Here is a 16,804-nt window from a genome sequence, read left to right as displayed (position 1 = left end):
TTAGACCTATTTTACATAATTAACAGGCGGTTGAATAGTCATATTTGCCCAAAAACAAACAAAAAATATATAACTATGGTCTTAGGTGTTTAGATGTAAGTTAGATGTAAATTATCAGGTGCATAAAAACGAATAGATTACTCCTTCTTTAAAACTATTGTAAAAAAGAAGTAATATAAGTAGCATAAGGAATACTACTTTTATTACAATATTCTTCTAAGCTTGGTTTGGTAAGTTCGAAAGTGTTCTTCAATATACATATAAAAAGGGGAAAAGGTAGTTATGAATCGGGATTTACTTTCCAAAGAAATGATTTCGCAGGTCAGGGGAGAAGATGAACAGGAGCAGACTTCCGGAAGTTACAGATCTGCCACAGGGAGAAATCCGATAAGTCGTCTATTAGATTATGTATCAGGCGTATTCACTCCGATCTTGCCAGCAATGATTGGGGCGGGAATGATAAAAGTATTAATATCTATTTTCATGTCCTTAGGTTTTTTGTTTTCAGACCAACAGGTATTTACTAGTTTGTTATCTGATCAACAGGCGTATACCATTTTATTGGTTATCAGCGATGGGGTATTCTATTTTTTGCCCATCCTGTTTGCGGCAAGTGCGGCAAGAAAGTTGAACAGCAATATGTTTGTTGCGGCTGCCATCGGAGCATCAGTATTGCATCCCCGCCTGACAGAGTTATTCCAGTCTGGTGAGGAGGTTCGCTTTGGCGACTTGTCAGTCATAGACGGGCAGTCTGCTTCTTCCATAATACTAATGCTTGTTGTCGTTTGGATGGCGTCGTATGTGGAAAAATGGTTAGACAAGCATACCGCCTATTGGCTTAAAGTAGTGGCTGTCCCGACTTTGACTCTGATGATTTTTATACCTTTGATGATGTTCGTTCTTGGCCCGTTGTGGGGGTATCTTGGTCAACATTTATCGGATGGACTCGCATGGTTATTTGATAATGCAGGAGTGTTTGCAGGGCTGCTGCTCGGGGGCGCGATGTCTTTGCTTATTATGGCAGGTATGCAATATATAATGATACCGATTATGATCAGTTCGCTTGCAACACTGGGCTACGATCATGTCTTTCCTGTGGTAGTGGCAGCGGTACTTGCCCAGGCAGGTGCAGCATTTGGCGTGCTTTTTAAATCCAAAAATGTCAAAGTGAAGACGCTGGCCTTTTGGACAGGCTTGCTTGCCATGATGGGGGTGGTTGAGCCTGCGATGTATGGAGTCACATTGCGTTTTAAGAAGCCTTTTGTTGCGGCGTTGATCGGAGGGGCTCTCGGTGGTGCATTTATGAGTTTATCTGAAACTGAAGCAACGGCTATTGGTGGTATATCAGGTCTGCCCAGCTTGGGATTATTCGCCGGTCCTACATTTATATATGCTATTTTGGGAATGTTGATCTCATTAGTTACAGCTGGCGTAATTACGTATTTTATGGGCTTTGTTGATGAAAAAGATGAGCATTCGCAAGGAGTGTCCACATCTGGCATGAATGCTTCTCCGAACTCGGTTGTGGAAAAGAGCCCTGACAGCTAAGGCGTGCCAACGCCCAAAAGCCTCATGAAAGTGTTTACAAAAAAACTTGTCACCTCAGTCTTTATATGATATTATAGTGTCAGTTATTCAAAACTGCACAATCGTGGATTGTTACTGAGCGAATCGGGCAAAACCATAAGCAGGCACTATGTGTCAGTTTTGGTATTGCCTTTTTTTACTACTCCAAGCGGCTTAAGGTGATGGAATGAAGATAGCAAAGGTGCTGAATAATAACGTCGTAACGGTCATTGATGAACAGCAGAAAGAATTAGTCATTATGGGAAGAGGAATTGCTTTTAAAAAAAACACAGGCGATGAGATTGAAGAAGAGAAAATCGAGAAAATTTTCAAACTTGAAAGTACCGAGGTTTCCCGCAAACTCATGACCCTGATGTCTGATATCCCTATTGAATATGTTGAAATTTCTGATGAAATCATCCAATATGCCAAAACGATACTTGGTGTAGAGTTGCATGACAGCATCTATATTTCGCTGACGGATCATATCCATTTTGCCATAGAGCGTTATCGCTTGGGTATGGATATCAAAAATGCACTTTACTGGGAAATCAAGCGAATGTACCGCAAGGAATTCACGATTGGGACCAAAGCACTGCACATGATTCAGGACAAGCTGGGAGTTACACTTCCAGATGATGAAGGAGCATTTATCGCCTTACATTTGGTGAATGCACAGCTTAATAGCGAAATGCGCGAAACGATAACCCTGACTAACATTGTCAAGGATATCATAAATATTGTAAGTCGCTTTTTTGTAATGGATCTGGATGAAGAGTCGTTAAGCTATTACCGCTTTATTACACATCTCAAATTTTTTGCTCAACGGGTAATGAATGGGACCCCTGTACAAAATACAGATAATTCCCTTCATGATATGGTTAAGGTTCAGTATAAGAATGCTTACGCCTGCGCGGAAAAAATAAGAGATTATACGACTAAAATCTATGGTCGAGGCTTGTCCCAGGATGAGATGTTGTATCTCACCATTCATATCGAGCGTATCATTAAAAATCAATGATTTTATGTATGATCAGGGATTTAGGATTGCTACTTCTAAACCAGAAGGCAAAACCTGAATGCTGAAAGAAGATTGGCTTTTTATAAAGCTGTCTGCTTTCTGTATTCAGGTTTTTTTATTGCCCATTTGCGCATTTTATTTTATACCTTAAAAGAAAAGAGGAACACCTCATGGATCGAAATCAATTATCCAAGGAGATACTTACACTAGTTGGTGGTGAAGAAAACGTAGAGCAGGTCATTCACTGCATGACCCGCTTGCGCTTCAACCTTCATGATGATAAGAAAGCTCAGAAAGAGCAGTTGCAGAAAACGGATGGCGTTATGGGAGTCATGGAGAGTGGCGGCCAGTTTCAGGTCATTATCGGTAATGATGTAGCTAACGTGTACAAATCGTTGGTGGGCAACATGTCCAAGGCTCCGCAAAGTGACTCAGGAGCAAGCACTGCATCTAAGAAAAAACAAAACCCGATCAGCAAACTGTTTGACTTTATTGCGGGTATGTTTACACCGATTTTACCAGCGATCACCGGCGCAGGTATGATCAAAGGGATCATTGCTCTCTTAGTGGCCATGAACTGGATGTCCGATAAGAGCCAAACCTATACGATTTTAGCGGCAATAGGTGACGGTGCGTTCTACTTCCTGCCTATTATTCTGGCTGTCAGTGCTGCTAGAAAACTCGGCAGTAATATGTTTATTGGTGCGGCGATTGGTGCTTCCATTTTGCACCCGACGATTACAGCATTACTGGCATCTAACGTGAAGGTTAGCTTTATTGGTCTTCCGGTGACAGCGGCCACGTATTCTTCGACCGTTATTCCAATCGTTATTGCGGTCTGGCTGGCATCTTATGTTGAAAAATTCATTGATAAGTATACACATGCATCACTGAAGTTGCTCGTTGTTCCGACATTGACTTTATTGATTATTGTACCTTTGACTTTGGTTGCTGTAGGGCCGCTCGGCTCCATTATTGGTAATGGCCTGTCAGGCGGTATCTCTTGGTTGTTTGAAAATACAGGTGCACTTGCAGGTCTGCTGCTAGGCGGTACCTTCTCCTTGATCATTATGACAGGTACGCACTACGCGTTGGTTCCTATTATGATTGGATCGATTGCAACGTTGGGCTTTGACTACATGATTCCAATTATGGGAGCAGCCAACTTGGCACAGGCTGGTGCTGCATTGGGCGTATTCTTAAAATCAAAAAATGCCAAAGTCAAAACAGTGGCTTTCTCGACGAGCTTAACAGCTATTATGGGTGTAACTGAGCCTGCAATGTATGGTGTGAATATGCGGTTTAAAAAACCATTTACTGCTGCGTTGATCGGCGGAGCCGTCGGCGGGGGCTTCATGAGCTTGTTTGGTACAAAAGCGTATGTCATGGGTGGGTTAGTTGGTGTGCCTGGTCTGGCGATGTTTATTGGACCGACTTTCTTGTACGCAATCCTTGGTCTCATTATTGCATTTGTGGTTGCTACGATTGTTACCTATTTGATCGGCTTTACAGATGAAAAGAACGAAGAAGCAACACAAGCAACAACAGACGCTGCCGGAGACATCTCTACTGATGAAATAGCACAATCTGCTGTGTCCTCACTGCCGAAAGGTGAGAAAATCCCGGTATACAGCCCGATTATGGGTGAAGTTAAGCCGCTCAGTGAAGTCAATGACCCTGCATTTTCTCAAGAAATCATGGGTAGAGGTTGGGCTATTGAACCATCCGAAGGCCGGGTTGTTTCCCCAGTTGATGGTACAGTGTTCTCCATTTCCAAAAGTGGGCATGCTGTTGGATTGGTGAGTGATTCAGGACTTGAAATGCTCATTCACGTTGGGATGGATACGGTTAAACTAAAAGGACTTCATTTTACGCCTCATCTTAAAGCAGGAGATCGCGTGAAGGTAGGAGACCTCGTGCTGGAGTTTGATCTGGTGGAAATCCGCAAGGCTGGTTACGAAACGATAACGCCTGTTATTGTTACGAATGTAGCTCAGTTTAGCGAGTTGGAGTCCGCTGATAATCAGCATAAAGTGGTTAAGGAACAGGAACTGTTATACACAGTGATCGTCTAACGGCTGATAAAAATTTTACGCCTAAGATGAATACATGTCGTTGTGTTCAGGTCAAAAAACAGCAAGCCTTCGAAAGATGAAGGCTTGCTGTTTGGCGTTTTCGATAAAATCCAAAGTGGAAGTTGCTTAACTATTTTATCGTTAGAAAACCTACAAAAATAGTTGGTTTTGTGATATAGTAATCTTCGGATTGAAGGATCACCTTATAAAACATATTAAGTATAAGTTTGGAGGAAATAATACATGGATACCTTCTTTATTATTTTAAATGTAATCGTGCTGCTTTTGCTGCTAGGCGTATTGGTCTGGATGCAGAAAAAGCACATCTCCTTCACAAAAAGGGTATTTGCCGGACTTGGCTTCGGACTGATCTACGGGGCTGTTCTACAATATGCCTATGGGGCAGGCTCAGAGGTCATTACAAAATCAGTTGATTGGTTCAACCTCGCAGGTAATGGTTATGTCCGTTTGCTGCAAATGGTAGTTATTCCGCTTATCATGGTGTCGATTATTTCGGCTATTATGAATTTGAAGGGAAGACAGAACCTTGGCAAAATCAGCGTGTCCATTATTGCAGTACTACTGATTACAACGGCAATTGCTGCTTCAGTTAGTATTGTAACCAGCTTGTCGTTTGATCTAAAGGCAATTGAGATTCAAGGTGGGGAAAAGGAACAAGCACAGGGCTTGAAGATGGAAGAGCGCCTTGGAACAGTTCAGGACATGACCATTCCACAGCAGGTGCTGGAATTTATTCCTTCAAATCCTTTTGAGGATATGACGGGAGCACGTCGTACGTCGACGCTGGCGGTAGTCATTTTCTCGGCCTTTATCGGTGTGGCTGTGCTCGGATTGGATCGCAAAAAACCGGAACAGGCGCAAACCTTCCGTAAAGTGATCGATGCAGTGTACGCTGTAGTGATGCGGATTGTAACTCTGGTGCTGAGATTGACACCTTACGGCATTTTAGCACTGATCACTAAAGTAGTAGCTACGACCAATCCAGATGAAATTTTGAAGCTAATCAAGTTTGTGCTCGCTTCTTATGTGGCTTTGTTGGTCATGTTTATCATTCATCTTATTTTGCTGGCCTTGTTCGGCTACAATCCGGTGACGTATGTGAAAAAGGTATTGCCTACACTGGTTTTTGCTTTTACTTCTCGTTCCAGTGCAGCGACCATTCCGTTAAATGTTGAAACACAAACGAAAAAGCTTGGTGTGTCCGACGGCATCGCGAATCTGTCTGCGACCTTGGGAGCGACTATTGGGCAAAACGGCTGTGCTGGTATTTATCCGGCAATGTTGGCGGTTATGATTGCTCCAACCGTGGGTATTGATCCAACGAGCTGGGATTTTATCCTCACGCTTATTCTGGTCGTTACGGTCAGCTCGTTCGGCGTGGCGGGTGTAGGCGGTGGTGCCACTTTCGCTTCCCTGATCGTGCTTTCCACCATGAATCTTCCAGTGGCATTGGCAGGATTGCTCATCTCAGTCGAACCGTTGATTGATATGGGACGCACAGCGTTAAATGTCAATGATTCTATTACCGCAGGTCTCATTTCAGGCAAGGTGCTCAAGGAGAACGATCAAGACGTGTTCAACAATCATGGTATGGATTTGGATGCAACGGCACACTCCTAAGTAAATGATAAACGAATGGTGTACGATGCATTCCCCTATCGCATCTGTAGCCTATATAACACACGTACAGAATGTACTCAATACAAAGAGCCGGCCATAAGGTCGGCTCTTTGTATTGAGTTTAGGACAGTGTAAATTATAGCTGTTCACGAATCCTAATCTATGATACATTAAAATAATGTTTTTCCGGCTTGCTTCGGATGAACCGCGGTTCGCAACCATCCCGCGCTATCAAAACTAGGAGGATTTCATGTTTAATCTGTTATGGGGGGCGGCTTTTGTCCTCGTCAATTTTATGTTCTTTTTGTTATGTTTTCGGTTGTTCGGTAAAAAAGGGCTGTACGCCTGGATTGGTGTTGCTACTGTACTAGCCAACATTCAGGTAACCAAAACGATTGATCTGGTCGGCATTACCACGACATTGGGAAATACGATGTATGTTTCTATGTATATGGCCAGTGACTTACTGAATGAAAAATATGGGCCTAAAGAGGCGCGTAAAGCTGTGTGGTTCGGCTTTTTCACTCTGATTATGACGACGATAACGATGCAAATGGTGCTGCAGTTCCAGCCTACTGCAACGGATTTTGCCCAGACACCGATGCAACAGCTGTTTGGATTGTTGCCAAGGCTTGCACTTGCCAGCTTGACAGCCTATGCGGTCAGTCAATTGCTGGACGTGCGTCTGTACGCCTGGATTCGCAAGTTTTTTCCGGAACGTCATCAGCTCTGGATTCGCGGCAATGGCAGCACGATGATCAGCTCGTTTATAGATACGCTCATTTTCTGTACTATTGCCTTTTACGGTTATGCGTGGGGGATATGGCTCGAGATATTATTCACCACCTACATCTTAAAATTTGTACTGACCGCGGCGGGTACACCCATTTTGTACATCGCACGCAATTTCCGCTTTATAGAAGAGGAGGAGCAAACCCTCAAGCCATGATGGCTTGGGGTTGCCCCTCCTTTTTTCATACTTTTTACATACCGATATAATGAATAGCGATGTTTTTATCCCAACACTGTCAGTTCTTTTGGAAAAGAGGTAAGCACTTCGACACCATCAGAGGTGACCAGAACGTCATCTTCAATCCGCACACCGCCGAGGCCTGGCACATAGATACCGGGTTCGATTGTGAACACGAAACCTTCATGAAGTAGATCGCTATTGCCTCCGTGTACAGATGGATATTCGTGAACACTCATGCCAAGGCCGTGTCCAACTCGATGGTTAAAGGCAGGACCATATCCAGCGGCTTCAACAACAGCCCGTGCTGCCTGATCTACGGATGCGCAGGAAACTCCCGGGCGAATGGCGGCAATTCCCGCTTCGTTCGAGCGAAGAACCGTATTATAAATCGTCTCCAGCTCAGCCGATAGCTTTCCAAAAGCAAAAGTACGTGTAATATCCGAAGCATAGCCATCGGAGTATACGCCCATATCAAACATGAGCAGATCGCCATGCTGTAGCTTGCGGGTGCCTGGAACACCATGAGGCAAGGCTGTTTTGGGTCCAGACAGCACTGTTGTGTCAAAGGACGGGCCGTCTGCGCCGATTTTTTTCATCTGGTATTCGATTTCTGCCACCAGCTCGACTTCCGTCACTCCTTCGCGCACATGGGTGAGGCCGTGGCGAAGAGCATCTTCCACCAAACGAGCTGCATGTTTCAGACGTTGTATTTCCTCAGGGGTTTTTCTCACACGCATTTCTTGAAGTACAGGACCCAGATCCACATATTGAGCCGCGCCAATAGCAGTATGTAGCTGTTCATAACGGAGGACGGAGACGTGTTCCTTTTCCAGCGCGAATGTTCTCACTCCGGTTCCTGTACGTTGACGCAGCAGATCATATGGATTGTCCGTATCGGTGTGGGTGGATATACGAGTCACAGAAGAAGCAGCTTGGGCGGCTTCTGCATCCAGGGCGGGTACGATCAGTTCTGGTTCTTGGTCCCGAAGCAACACCAGACCCAGAAAACGCTCATGCGGATCACTGGCAAAGCCCGTCAGATAGTAAATATGTTTGGGATCGGTCACAAGCAGGCCGTCCCAAGACTGTGACTTCAGTTCATCATACAGTCGGGTTATTTTCTCATTCATAGAGTCTCATTCCTTTCTGTCTATTTATTCATTATAGCTCTTCATACATAATTATTTATAGCATTGAATGACTTATTCTCTTTCCTGACACAATGTTTGCAGTCGTGCCTGTACATTCTGATCATAGTAACCACCATGGTAGCAGAGTACCTTCTCGACATCCAATACAGTTAGTTTATCGAGGCTCTTCAGAGCCAATGGCATATCCGGCGTAGCTGACTCAGCGGGACCGACCAGTTCACCTTCGACTACCAAAAGTTCATCTGCTGCTAACAGTAGCTTTTGTGCGGGCACATACAAGCTGATATGCCCGGGCGTGTGACCGGGTGTATGAATAATCTGTATGCCCCCACCATAAGGCAGATGCTCACCGTCCTCAAGAATATGAGCAAAGCGCAAATCTGGCAGGCGGCGAATCATATCCTCTGCTTGCTGCCTGAACACAGTATCCATCTGTTTGATGCGTTCCGGCGTCAGCTTCACAAACGGTCGCTCTCCTGTCATATAAGGAACGTCATCCTTATGGGCTAACAGGGCAGTATTCGGCAGCAAGTCCAGTAGTGCATGAACATTTCCGATATGGTCAATATCCTGATGTGTTAAAATAATTCTTTTCAGGCGGCTGATATCCTCACCCACATCTGAAATAGCCTTGCGTAATGGCTCCAATTGGCCGAGCATTCCCGTGTCAATCATTGTAAGTCCATCCTCGTCCTTGAGCAGCACAGGATAAATGGTCGTTTTTCCAAAAAAAGATTCTATAGGTACTTTCAAAATCAAGAGTTGATTTCCAATATTCATATTAAGCTGCTTCAGAATCCCTGACTCCGAAACATACCTCCCGTCTCATTGTGTTAAATCGCTTACCTCGTTTTTGTTGTTCTTCAAGCTCTATTATAAAACCCTTTGGGACTAATCCGCAAAACAACTCGATATGGCTGATCGGGCGCTTGTCTTGTACAATAAATAAATCACACAATAGGAGGCGGATACGAATAATGAATAAGGACCAATCTTTTTCCATTGAATTTGCGTGCAAAGAGGATCTTCCCGATATTGTGAACATTTATAATTCTACGATCGCAGGACGAATGGTCACGGCAGATCTGGAACCGGTGACAGTGGAGAGTAGAATTCCATGGTTTGAGGCTCATCAGGAAAATCACCGCCCTTTGTGGGTATTAAAACAAAAGGGTGCAATTGCCGGATGGGCCAGCCTTCAGTCCTTTTATGGGCGTCCAGCTTATAACGGTACAGCAGAAATTAGCATTTACGTCCATGAGGATTCTCGTGGAACAGGAACGGGAAGTCGACTGGTACAGCACTTGCTAAATGAATGTCCGAGACTGGGGATCACAACGTTGTTGGGATTTGTTTTTGGTCATAATGAGCCAAGTATTGGGCTGCTGCGGAAGTTTGGTTTTGAGCAATGGGGTTACTATCCGCGTGTAGCTGTGCTCGACAGCATAGAGCGAGATTTGGCGATATTAGGTAAGCGAGTGGATGAATAATAGCTTATGACATATAAATATTTTTTGTAATGTTTACAGAAAAAAGGCTGTTTCCAAAATCGTCTCAAACACTGCGGATGATTTTAGGAGCAGCCTTTTTTACTTTGCTATTTTCATCGCTTTTAGCGCTGTGGTTTAAAACGTATGCTGTGAAAAATTTGATTAAGCACCTCAGACAGCACCAAACCGACAGCAATAGCTCCTGCGATCATCAGCGTGCTCATGGCCAGCTCCAGTGCCTGAGGATAATTATGTTGTACGAACTGGCGCATGGCATTATAGGCCATTCCCCCTGGAACGAGAGGGATCATGCCTGCCACACTGAAAATAATCACAGGCATTTTGTACAGCCGCGCAAAGCCTTGACTGACGATGCCGATGAGAATCGTTGCCAAAAGGCTGGCGCTCACAGGTCCCATGCTGTCCGTGGTTGAATAATAGACAAGCCAGCCTAGCATGCCGACAAAACCACATTGCAGCAGCGAGCGCCGGGGGGCGTGGAAAAGTATGCCGAAACCAGCGGTGGCAATAAAGCTTGTGAATAATTGTGCAAGCATAGACTTGAATCTCCTCCGAATCACATATAAGAAATGATAACCGCAACACCAGCTCCAATGCCGAAAGATGTCAGGCAAGCATCGGCTCCCTTGGAAAGACCCGAAACAAGGTGCCCGGACATTAAATCACGAATGGCATTTGTAATTAACAAGCCTGGAACCAGTGGCATGACAGAGCCAATTATAATTTTATCCATCATCTGTCCCCAGCCTACTATCGTTAATAGAGCCGCCAGCAAGCCGATTAGAAAAGATGCAGAAAACTCTGAGAAAAACTTAACCTTAACGAGCCTGTGAAAATACTGTACGGCTGCAAATCCGATACCGCCGCATAACACAGCTGCGGGGAAGTCTCGCCAGACACCACCAAACATAATCATAAAGCAACCGCTGGCCAACGCAGCAGCCATCAGCTGTACACGGTTGGAATAGCGGAGGGGGCCACGCTCAATCTCCGAAAGCTCCTTGACGGCAGCGCGGGGAGACAAATCACCTGTGCTGATTTTACGTGAAATGGAATTGACCTCTGTCACCTTGTGCAAATCGGTGGTCCGCTCTACGATGCGGATGAGCTTGGCAGGCTCCGAATCATTAATGGCAAAAAAAATCCCAGTTGGTGTTACATAGCTATGGGACTGGGATATGCCATAGGCTGAAGCAATGCGGGACATCGTGTCTTCAACACGATAGGTTTCGGCTCCATTTTGCATCATCAGTTTGCCCGCCAACAGACAAACTTCAATGATTTCAGGAGTAGGATAGGAATGATTATTCATACTCGCTCTCTTTCATTCGTACCGGGCCGTTCGACCCTATTATTTTCATTTATTGTAGCACAAAAAGCCGCCTTTTCAGAGGCGGTTATGTTAGGGGGAATCGAAGTTTTCGTCAAGATTCTATCATATCGGGAATAACGGTATAGTAGGACTCTTCCAGATATGTTGCGGCCTCAGATAGGCCCATCAACTTAAGCTGTCCAGCTACAAAAGCACGAAGGGCAGAATGGGTGAACAGATGCCGTGTCTGGGCATCCCGAATAAAAGCCAGTCTGGCTTCACGCGAACCGTTGTGGAACAACTCACGCACAGCTTCGCCTTGTTGTTCCCAAAGGAAAGGCTCCGTTACGGTCAAGAGGGCACTCTCCATAGAAGAGCTATGCTTGGCAGAAGAAGATAACTGGATGCCCAACCCGTTTAGCGTAGGAGCTGCTTCATTGTGCTTCCGTTCTGTTCGCAAGCTGTCGATATACGCAGCCATATCCTGAATCGGTTCGATACCAAAGCGTTCTCGAAAGCATTCGCGTACAAACGCGGTGCGTTCATCTACAATCTGAGGCAGTCGCTGACCTGCATGTCCAGAATAGTCATCTCCACTGGCGTAGTATCGTTTTAATGAACTGTTCTCTGTATAAACAACGCTTAAAAAATCCTGCAAATGACGGGCAACCACCCACACACCCGTCCAATCGACGGGAGATACACATACTATAGGGGCCCGGGAAAGGTCCTTTTCAAGCCCAAAATCCGTTAAAAAGCCATAATGTATTCCGTCCACCCCTGCGTGGGCAAAAGGAACAACATCTGGTGGTGTAGCCATATATCGTGGCGCGCGGCCCTGCTCCATAATCAATCCCAAATCAAAACTCAGAGAATGCCGGTTCGCTTCGAGCTCTTTTTCAAATTCTATAAGTGCCTCAATCAAAGGTGTAGCTGATCCATAGGCTAGGTTAGAACCGGAATCCATCGTGTATGCCTCCCTTATCCAATTACATCCGTAAAGCGTTCATCCCTAAAAGGTACGTGATTTTACACGAAATGTAAACCTGTATGACGAATATTTTCAAAAATGTGACCTTTTACCCGTGTGTTGTCAAATAAAACGCTTTCGGGCAAAGCAGGACAAGATACCTATGTTAGCTCGGTAGAGAAGTAAAGTGTGTTTGCGAAAATGCGGTCTTTTCAGTGTATGTTAGCAAACGTGAAGTGTGATTGCAGGATGCGCAGTGTGAAGGACAAGGTGCAACGTAACAGGCCAACGGGTATAATATCAGGACAAGGTGAAAAGGAGCGTCATCCGAAGATTTAACAGAAAGAAGTGGGCATATGAACATGCAAAAGAAGGCTGTTTTTTTTGATGTAGATGATACGATGTACGATCATTTGCACCCTACACGCGATGCATTGCGTACAGTATTAGGATTGAGTGAGCGTTTTCCTTATGAGAAAGCCTACCATCGTATTCGCTATTACAGCGATGTACTATCGGCTAAAGGAGGACTATTGGAGGGGAAGGCAGGGCCGGATGAACTGGATGAGATGAGGGAAGGCCGTTTCATTCTGGCTTTACAAGAATTCGGGGTAGAAATTACCCGTGAGCAGGCAGTACATGTTCAACAAGAATACTTGGATCGTCAGTACCGAATTGAGCCTTTTGAGGGGGCGACCTCGTTAATAAATGATTTGAGCTCGGCTGGCTTTTTAGTTGGATTAATTACAAACGGTCTTGAGGAACACCAGATGAGCAAGATCAAGGCCATGGCACTGGAGAATCATGTTGCAGCAGAGCATATCTTTGTATCTGGGACCGTTGGCTATGCCAAGCCTGATCCGCGCATTTTTGAAGTAGTGAACGAACGGACAGGAACGTTAGCAGAGCACTGCTGCTATATTGGGGATTCCTGGCGTAATGACGTGGCGGGAGCTATAGCTGCGAATTGGCAGGTGATCTGGTTCAATCACAGGAACGCTCCCCCGGAGACTGACGTGCTGGGGATCTATAAAACAGCAGCAAGCTATGCAGAGTTAAGAAGGTTGCTTCTGTCGGACGCTCGATAGACACGGTACATACCGTATTTATAAAAGAATCAACCTATTTTGAAGCCATTCCAAAAGATAACCCGTAATACTGTTTATCTGTTATAGAACTAACTTTATTGGTATTGGTTTAGAACAGAGAAGGAGGGGATCGCGCATGGTAGAACAATGGAGGCAGGCAGAAGACATCATAAGTCAAGTGACCGTATACAGTACGGAGGATAATGATCCGGTTACCATTAAAACAGGCACTCAAGACGTCCGCTGTATTGGCATCGGGACAGATGCGGCCGTATTTACGCTCGATACGTTGCCAGGCTACGCGTTCAAGGTATACTCAGACATGGCGATCGAGAAGAAAGATGCGGAGGCCGACGTATATGAGCGTTTGCGAGGGTCTGACTTTTTTCCTCATTATTACGGAAAAGGCGACAAGTATATTGTCATAAGTTATGAATCTGGTATTACGCTGCTGGATTGTCTGCTGCAAGGAATTCCTGTGCCAGAGCAGGTCATTCTGGATGTGGAAAAGGCAAGGGAATTCGTCCGATCCAAAGGGCTGAATCCCCGTGATATTCACCTCAAGAATGTACTTATGCAAGACGGGCGTGCCAAGGTATTGGACGTATCTGAATACGTGAAGGAAGGCGATGACAAGCGCTGGGAGCATTTGGTGTGGGCGTATCATACGTTTTATTCCGGTATCTCGGAGGTTAAGGTTCCCTCATGGATTTTGGATACGATTAAAAAATGGTACTACAAGCTGGACAACTCCAACTTTAATCTGGAGGAGTTTGCCCAGCGTGCCAGTCAATTGTTCTCTAAATGGAGGTCATAACCGCTGTAAAGATAACGAATATGAAGACTGACCTTTCCATAGCAAAAAAGGATTGCACCCGCATTTAAGGGAGCAATCCTTTTCTTTTATCTGAAATCCCGAGGCACTCTTCTGGCTGTACCGCTCGCAATCGCGGCTTGAATCACCTTTTCACGCACCCGTTGAACCGCACTCTCGTTAAATACGCCAGGGATAATATACAGCTTGTTTAGTTCTTCAGGACGGATCGTGCCTGCGATGGCCTCTGCGGCCGCCAGCTTCATCTCTTCGTTGATTTCACGGGCACGGCAGTCGAGCGCCGCTCGAAAGATGCCAGGGAAACAAAGCACATTGTTAATTTGGTTAGGATAGTCCGAACGTCCGGTGGCGATGACACCCGCAATGTCCTCGACGTCCTCTGGCGCAATTTCGGGAACCGGGTTAGCCATAGTGAACAGCACCGGGGCTTCTTTCATACGTTTCACGTCTTCTCGTTGCAGTAGTCCACCTGCCGACAGTCCGATAAACACGTCAGCATCCTTCAGAACCTCGGACAGCGTGCCGGACAGCCGTTCAGGGTTGGTATGCTGCGCATACCAGTTCCACATCGGATGCTCGTATGTTTCATCGGCTGTAAGCGCTCCGTGACGATCTACGCCAATGATGTTGACTGCTCCTGCAGATAGCAATATTTTTGTGCAGGCCACACCCGCAGCCCCGATACCACAGACGACAATTTTGACGTCAGACAGGGCTTTGCCGACAACTTTGAGCGCATTGATCAGCCCTGCGTATAAAACGACAGCTGTGCCGTGCTGATCGTCATGAAAAACAGGTATGTCCAGCTCTTTACGTAACCGCTGTTCAATCTCAAAGCATCGTGGCGACGAAATATCCTCCAGATTAATCCCGCCAAAAGCTGGGGCCATTTGTTTAATGGCCTTAATGATCTCTTCGGTGTCCTGCGTATCCAGACAGATTGGAAAGGCATCGACGGAGCCGAGCTGCTTGAACAGCATGGCTTTGCCTTCCATAACCGGCATGGCTGCATAGGGACCGATGTTACCTAGCCCGAGAACAGCGCTTCCGTCAGAGACGACAGCGACCGTGTTACGCTTGATCGTCAAACGGAAAGCTTTGTCCGGTTCCTCATGAATCGCCATGCATACGCGTGCCACATCGGGGGTATATACCCGGGATAAGTCATCGCGGTTTTGAATTGGGACTTTGGGCTGCATTTCAATTTTGCCCCCGAGGTGTAATAGGAAGGTACGATCTGAGATGGATAGTACCTTAACACCTTGTGCTTTTTTAATCCGAGCAATCATTCGGTCGATTTCTGCTGGATCGGCAATGGTAACTGTAATATCCCTCACAGTGACCTTCTCAGAGGTGCTAATGACGTCAATGGCAATCACATCTCCGCCATGTTCGTTTACCAACGTAATCAATTGACCAAATTGGATATGTCCGGTGGAAATTTCCAATCGCAAAATGATGTTTTTACCGCCAATACCGCCTTGCATACAAATTCCTCCTTTGTCTTCCATAACAAAATCATACGTAGGATCAATTGATTGCGCTTACAATAAAAAGCGGATGTAAATTCTATGCTGATATTTTAAATTAGTGGTTTCTTCCCCTATCATAGTGAACAATCTCTCGCTTGTACAGATCAAGTTGAGTAATATCTATTATTTTGTATTGAAAAAAGGACGAAAGCCCGGCTGTATTCCAGTCCAAGCGATCATCTTTTTTTCAATAAAATGATCTATTTTATTTTCACGCATTCGATCTGTTACGTCATATTTTTACCGTAGTAAATTTCGTCCATTTCGATCTTGAGACGTGTTGATATATTTTGTTTCTCTTTTTCACTCAGGCTTTCCTTGGTGTAGCCGAACAGGTAATTGTCCAGATCGAATTGTTTTAGCTTACATTTGGTATGGAAAATATTTTCCTGATACACATTCACATCGATCATGTCATACTGACTGCGTACTTCGTCTGGAATATAGTTTTGAATGGAGGCGATATCATGGTCGATGAAAAGCTTATGTCCCTTCGTATCACGTGTGAAGCCGCGTACCCGGTAATCAATCGTCATAATGTCGGTGTCGAAAGAATGAGTCAAATAGTGGAGTGCCTTGAGTGGGGAGATTTCCCCACAGGTAGAGACATCAATATCAGCTCGAAACGTACTGATCCCCTCGTCTGGATGATATTCCGGGTAGGTGTGAACCGTAATGTGGCTTTTATCCAGCTGTATCACGACAGATTCAGGTAGGGGGCCTGGTGACTCGGCATAAGATTCAGTCGGTACCTCCACAATGGGTCCTTCTGATATAAGTACTGTTACGCTGGCTCCTTGAGGAACATAATCCTGCTGGGCTACGTTGAGCACGTGGGCGCCGATAATGTCAGATACATTTTTTAAAATAGCTGTCAGCCGATCTGAGTTGTATTGTTCATCAATATATTCGATATACGCCTCGCGTTCTTCTTTGGTTTTGGTATAACAAATATCGTACATGTTGAAGCTTAATGATTTGGTCAAATTGTTAAATCCGTGCAGGGTAATCCGCTGTTCCGGTGTTATGGTCATAGGCTATTTCCCCTTATAGTCGCAGTATTCATACATAATATTCCCAACACACCTTTTCATATACCGATTCATAAAATCAGTTCTGTAGTGAATCC

Annotated in this window: 15 protein-coding genes; 8 read left to right on the top strand and 7 right to left on the bottom strand. The window is 45.2% G+C overall.

The genetic code is table 11. The features are described 5' to 3' along the window. Positions 1-282: 282 nt before the first annotated feature. From ACQW03_RS04460 to ACQW03_RS04440, 5 genes are all read left to right on the top strand, one after another. Positions 283-1,548: a PTS transporter subunit EIIC gene (locus ACQW03_RS04460; RefSeq protein WP_441948443.1), complete on the top strand. Its 1,266-nt coding sequence runs from the start codon at positions 283-285 to the stop codon at positions 1,546-1,548. A gap of 205 nt (positions 1,549-1,753) precedes the next feature. After that, a complete protein-coding gene (gene licT / locus ACQW03_RS04455; RefSeq protein ID WP_076293780.1) occupies positions 1,754-2,587 on the top strand; it encodes a BglG family transcription antiterminator LicT in 834 nt (277 codons plus the stop codon). A gap of 170 nt (positions 2,588-2,757) precedes the next feature. After that, positions 2,758-4,662, top strand: a complete 1,905-nt coding sequence (locus ACQW03_RS04450) for a beta-glucoside-specific PTS transporter subunit IIABC (RefSeq protein WP_441948440.1) — start codon at positions 2,758-2,760, stop codon at positions 4,660-4,662. A 243-nt stretch (positions 4,663-4,905) separates the two neighbouring features. After that, positions 4,906-6,303: an L-cystine transporter gene (locus tag ACQW03_RS04445; RefSeq protein WP_025724316.1), complete on the top strand. Its 1,398-nt coding sequence runs from the start codon at positions 4,906-4,908 to the stop codon at positions 6,301-6,303. A gap of 250 nt (positions 6,304-6,553) precedes the next feature. Then, positions 6,554-7,252: a queuosine precursor transporter gene (locus tag ACQW03_RS04440; RefSeq protein ID WP_023987659.1), complete on the top strand. Its 699-nt coding sequence runs from the start codon at positions 6,554-6,556 to the stop codon at positions 7,250-7,252. Between the two features lie 65 nt (positions 7,253-7,317). Here the strand turns inward: ACQW03_RS04440 and ACQW03_RS04435 are convergent, their stop codons facing one another. Both ACQW03_RS04435 and ACQW03_RS04430 read right to left on the bottom strand, forming a co-directional pair. Next, on the bottom strand, positions 7,318-8,406 hold the full coding sequence (locus ACQW03_RS04435; RefSeq protein WP_068939934.1) for a M24 family metallopeptidase: 1,089 nt from the start codon (positions 8,404-8,406) through the stop codon (positions 7,318-7,320). 72 nt (positions 8,407-8,478) lie between these two features. After that, a complete protein-coding gene (locus ACQW03_RS04430) occupies positions 8,479-9,207 on the bottom strand; it encodes an MBL fold metallo-hydrolase (protein WP_441948437.1) in 729 nt (242 codons plus the stop codon). 197 nt (positions 9,208-9,404) lie between these two features. Here ACQW03_RS04430 and ACQW03_RS04425 point away from each other — a divergent pair, with 197 nt between their 5' ends. Continuing rightward, positions 9,405-9,917, top strand: coding sequence for a GNAT family N-acetyltransferase (locus tag ACQW03_RS04425; RefSeq protein WP_441948435.1), 513 nt, complete (start codon positions 9,405-9,407; stop codon positions 9,915-9,917). Between the two features lie 122 nt (positions 9,918-10,039). Here ACQW03_RS04425 and ACQW03_RS04420 read toward each other — a convergent pair whose 3' ends face one another. From ACQW03_RS04420 to ACQW03_RS04410, 3 genes are all read right to left on the bottom strand, one after another. Continuing rightward, on the bottom strand, positions 10,040-10,474 hold the full coding sequence (locus tag ACQW03_RS04420) for a threonine/serine exporter family protein (protein ID WP_071639989.1): 435 nt from the start codon (positions 10,472-10,474) through the stop codon (positions 10,040-10,042). 20 nt (positions 10,475-10,494) lie between these two features. Next, a complete protein-coding gene (locus ACQW03_RS04415) occupies positions 10,495-11,250 on the bottom strand; it encodes a threonine/serine exporter family protein (RefSeq protein WP_013309319.1) in 756 nt (251 codons plus the stop codon). A gap of 112 nt (positions 11,251-11,362) precedes the next feature. Beyond that, positions 11,363-12,217, bottom strand: a complete 855-nt coding sequence (locus ACQW03_RS04410) for a hypothetical protein (protein WP_071639990.1) — start codon at positions 12,215-12,217, stop codon at positions 11,363-11,365. 359 nt (positions 12,218-12,576) lie between these two features. Here ACQW03_RS04410 and ACQW03_RS04405 point away from each other — a divergent pair, with 359 nt between their 5' ends. Together ACQW03_RS04405 and ACQW03_RS04400 are read left to right on the top strand one after the other, a co-directional pair. Further along, complete coding sequence (locus ACQW03_RS04405; protein ID WP_441948432.1) at positions 12,577-13,308, top strand: HAD family hydrolase; 732 nt, start codon at positions 12,577-12,579, stop codon at positions 13,306-13,308. A gap of 136 nt (positions 13,309-13,444) precedes the next feature. Beyond that, positions 13,445-14,125, top strand: coding sequence for a serine/threonine protein kinase (locus ACQW03_RS04400; RefSeq protein WP_023987697.1), 681 nt, complete (start codon positions 13,445-13,447; stop codon positions 14,123-14,125). Positions 14,126-14,211: 86 nt separating this feature from the next. Here the strand turns inward: ACQW03_RS04400 and ACQW03_RS04395 are convergent, their stop codons facing one another. Both ACQW03_RS04395 and speD read right to left on the bottom strand, forming a co-directional pair. Continuing rightward, a complete protein-coding gene (locus tag ACQW03_RS04395; protein ID WP_023987698.1) occupies positions 14,212-15,630 on the bottom strand; it encodes an NAD-dependent malic enzyme in 1,419 nt (472 codons plus the stop codon). A 272-nt stretch (positions 15,631-15,902) separates the two neighbouring features. Next, complete coding sequence (gene speD, locus ACQW03_RS04390; RefSeq protein ID WP_441948429.1) at positions 15,903-16,709, bottom strand: adenosylmethionine decarboxylase; 807 nt, start codon at positions 16,707-16,709, stop codon at positions 15,903-15,905. Between the last annotated feature and the right edge of the window lie 95 nt (positions 16,710-16,804).

It is taken from the genome of Paenibacillus sp. DRB1-1 (assembly GCF_052119485.1).
Classification (GTDB): Bacteria; Bacillota; Bacilli; order Paenibacillales; family Paenibacillaceae; genus Paenibacillus; species Paenibacillus polymyxa_B.
Note: the sequence above shows the minus strand (reverse complement) of the source record. Positions and strands in the feature narration are given on the sequence as shown.

Coding starts and splice junctions, on each gene's coding strand:
- ACQW03_RS04395 (WP_023987698.1), bottom strand. CDS start 15,630: ATGCAAGGCGGTATTGGCGGTAAAAACATCATTTTGCGATTGGAAATT.
- ACQW03_RS04420 (WP_071639989.1), bottom strand. CDS start 10,474: ATGCTTGCACAATTATTCACAAGCTTTATTGCCACCGCTGGTTTCGGC.
- licT (WP_076293780.1), top strand. CDS start 1,754: ATGAAGATAGCAAAGGTGCTGAATAATAACGTCGTAACGGTCATTGAT.
- ACQW03_RS04435 (WP_068939934.1), bottom strand. CDS start 8,406: ATGAATGAGAAAATAACCCGACTGTATGATGAACTGAAGTCACAGTCT.
- speD (WP_441948429.1), bottom strand. CDS start 16,709: ATGACCATAACACCGGAACAGCGGATTACCCTGCACGGATTTAACAAT.
- ACQW03_RS04445 (WP_025724316.1), top strand. CDS start 4,906: ATGGATACCTTCTTTATTATTTTAAATGTAATCGTGCTGCTTTTGCTG.
- ACQW03_RS04410 (WP_071639990.1), bottom strand. CDS start 12,217: ATGGATTCCGGTTCTAACCTAGCCTATGGATCAGCTACACCTTTGATT.
- ACQW03_RS04440 (WP_023987659.1), top strand. CDS start 6,554: ATGTTTAATCTGTTATGGGGGGCGGCTTTTGTCCTCGTCAATTTTATG.
- ACQW03_RS04450 (WP_441948440.1), top strand. CDS start 2,758: ATGGATCGAAATCAATTATCCAAGGAGATACTTACACTAGTTGGTGGT.
- ACQW03_RS04430 (WP_441948437.1), bottom strand. CDS start 9,207: ATGAATATTGGAAATCAACTCTTGATTTTGAAAGTACCTATAGAATCT.
- ACQW03_RS04425 (WP_441948435.1), top strand. CDS start 9,405: ATGAATAAGGACCAATCTTTTTCCATTGAATTTGCGTGCAAAGAGGAT.
- ACQW03_RS04415 (WP_013309319.1), bottom strand. CDS start 11,250: ATGAATAATCATTCCTATCCTACTCCTGAAATCATTGAAGTTTGTCTG.
- ACQW03_RS04400 (WP_023987697.1), top strand. CDS start 13,445: ATGGTAGAACAATGGAGGCAGGCAGAAGACATCATAAGTCAAGTGACC.
- ACQW03_RS04405 (WP_441948432.1), top strand. CDS start 12,577: ATGAACATGCAAAAGAAGGCTGTTTTTTTTGATGTAGATGATACGATG.
- ACQW03_RS04460 (WP_441948443.1), top strand. CDS start 283: ATGAATCGGGATTTACTTTCCAAAGAAATGATTTCGCAGGTCAGGGGA.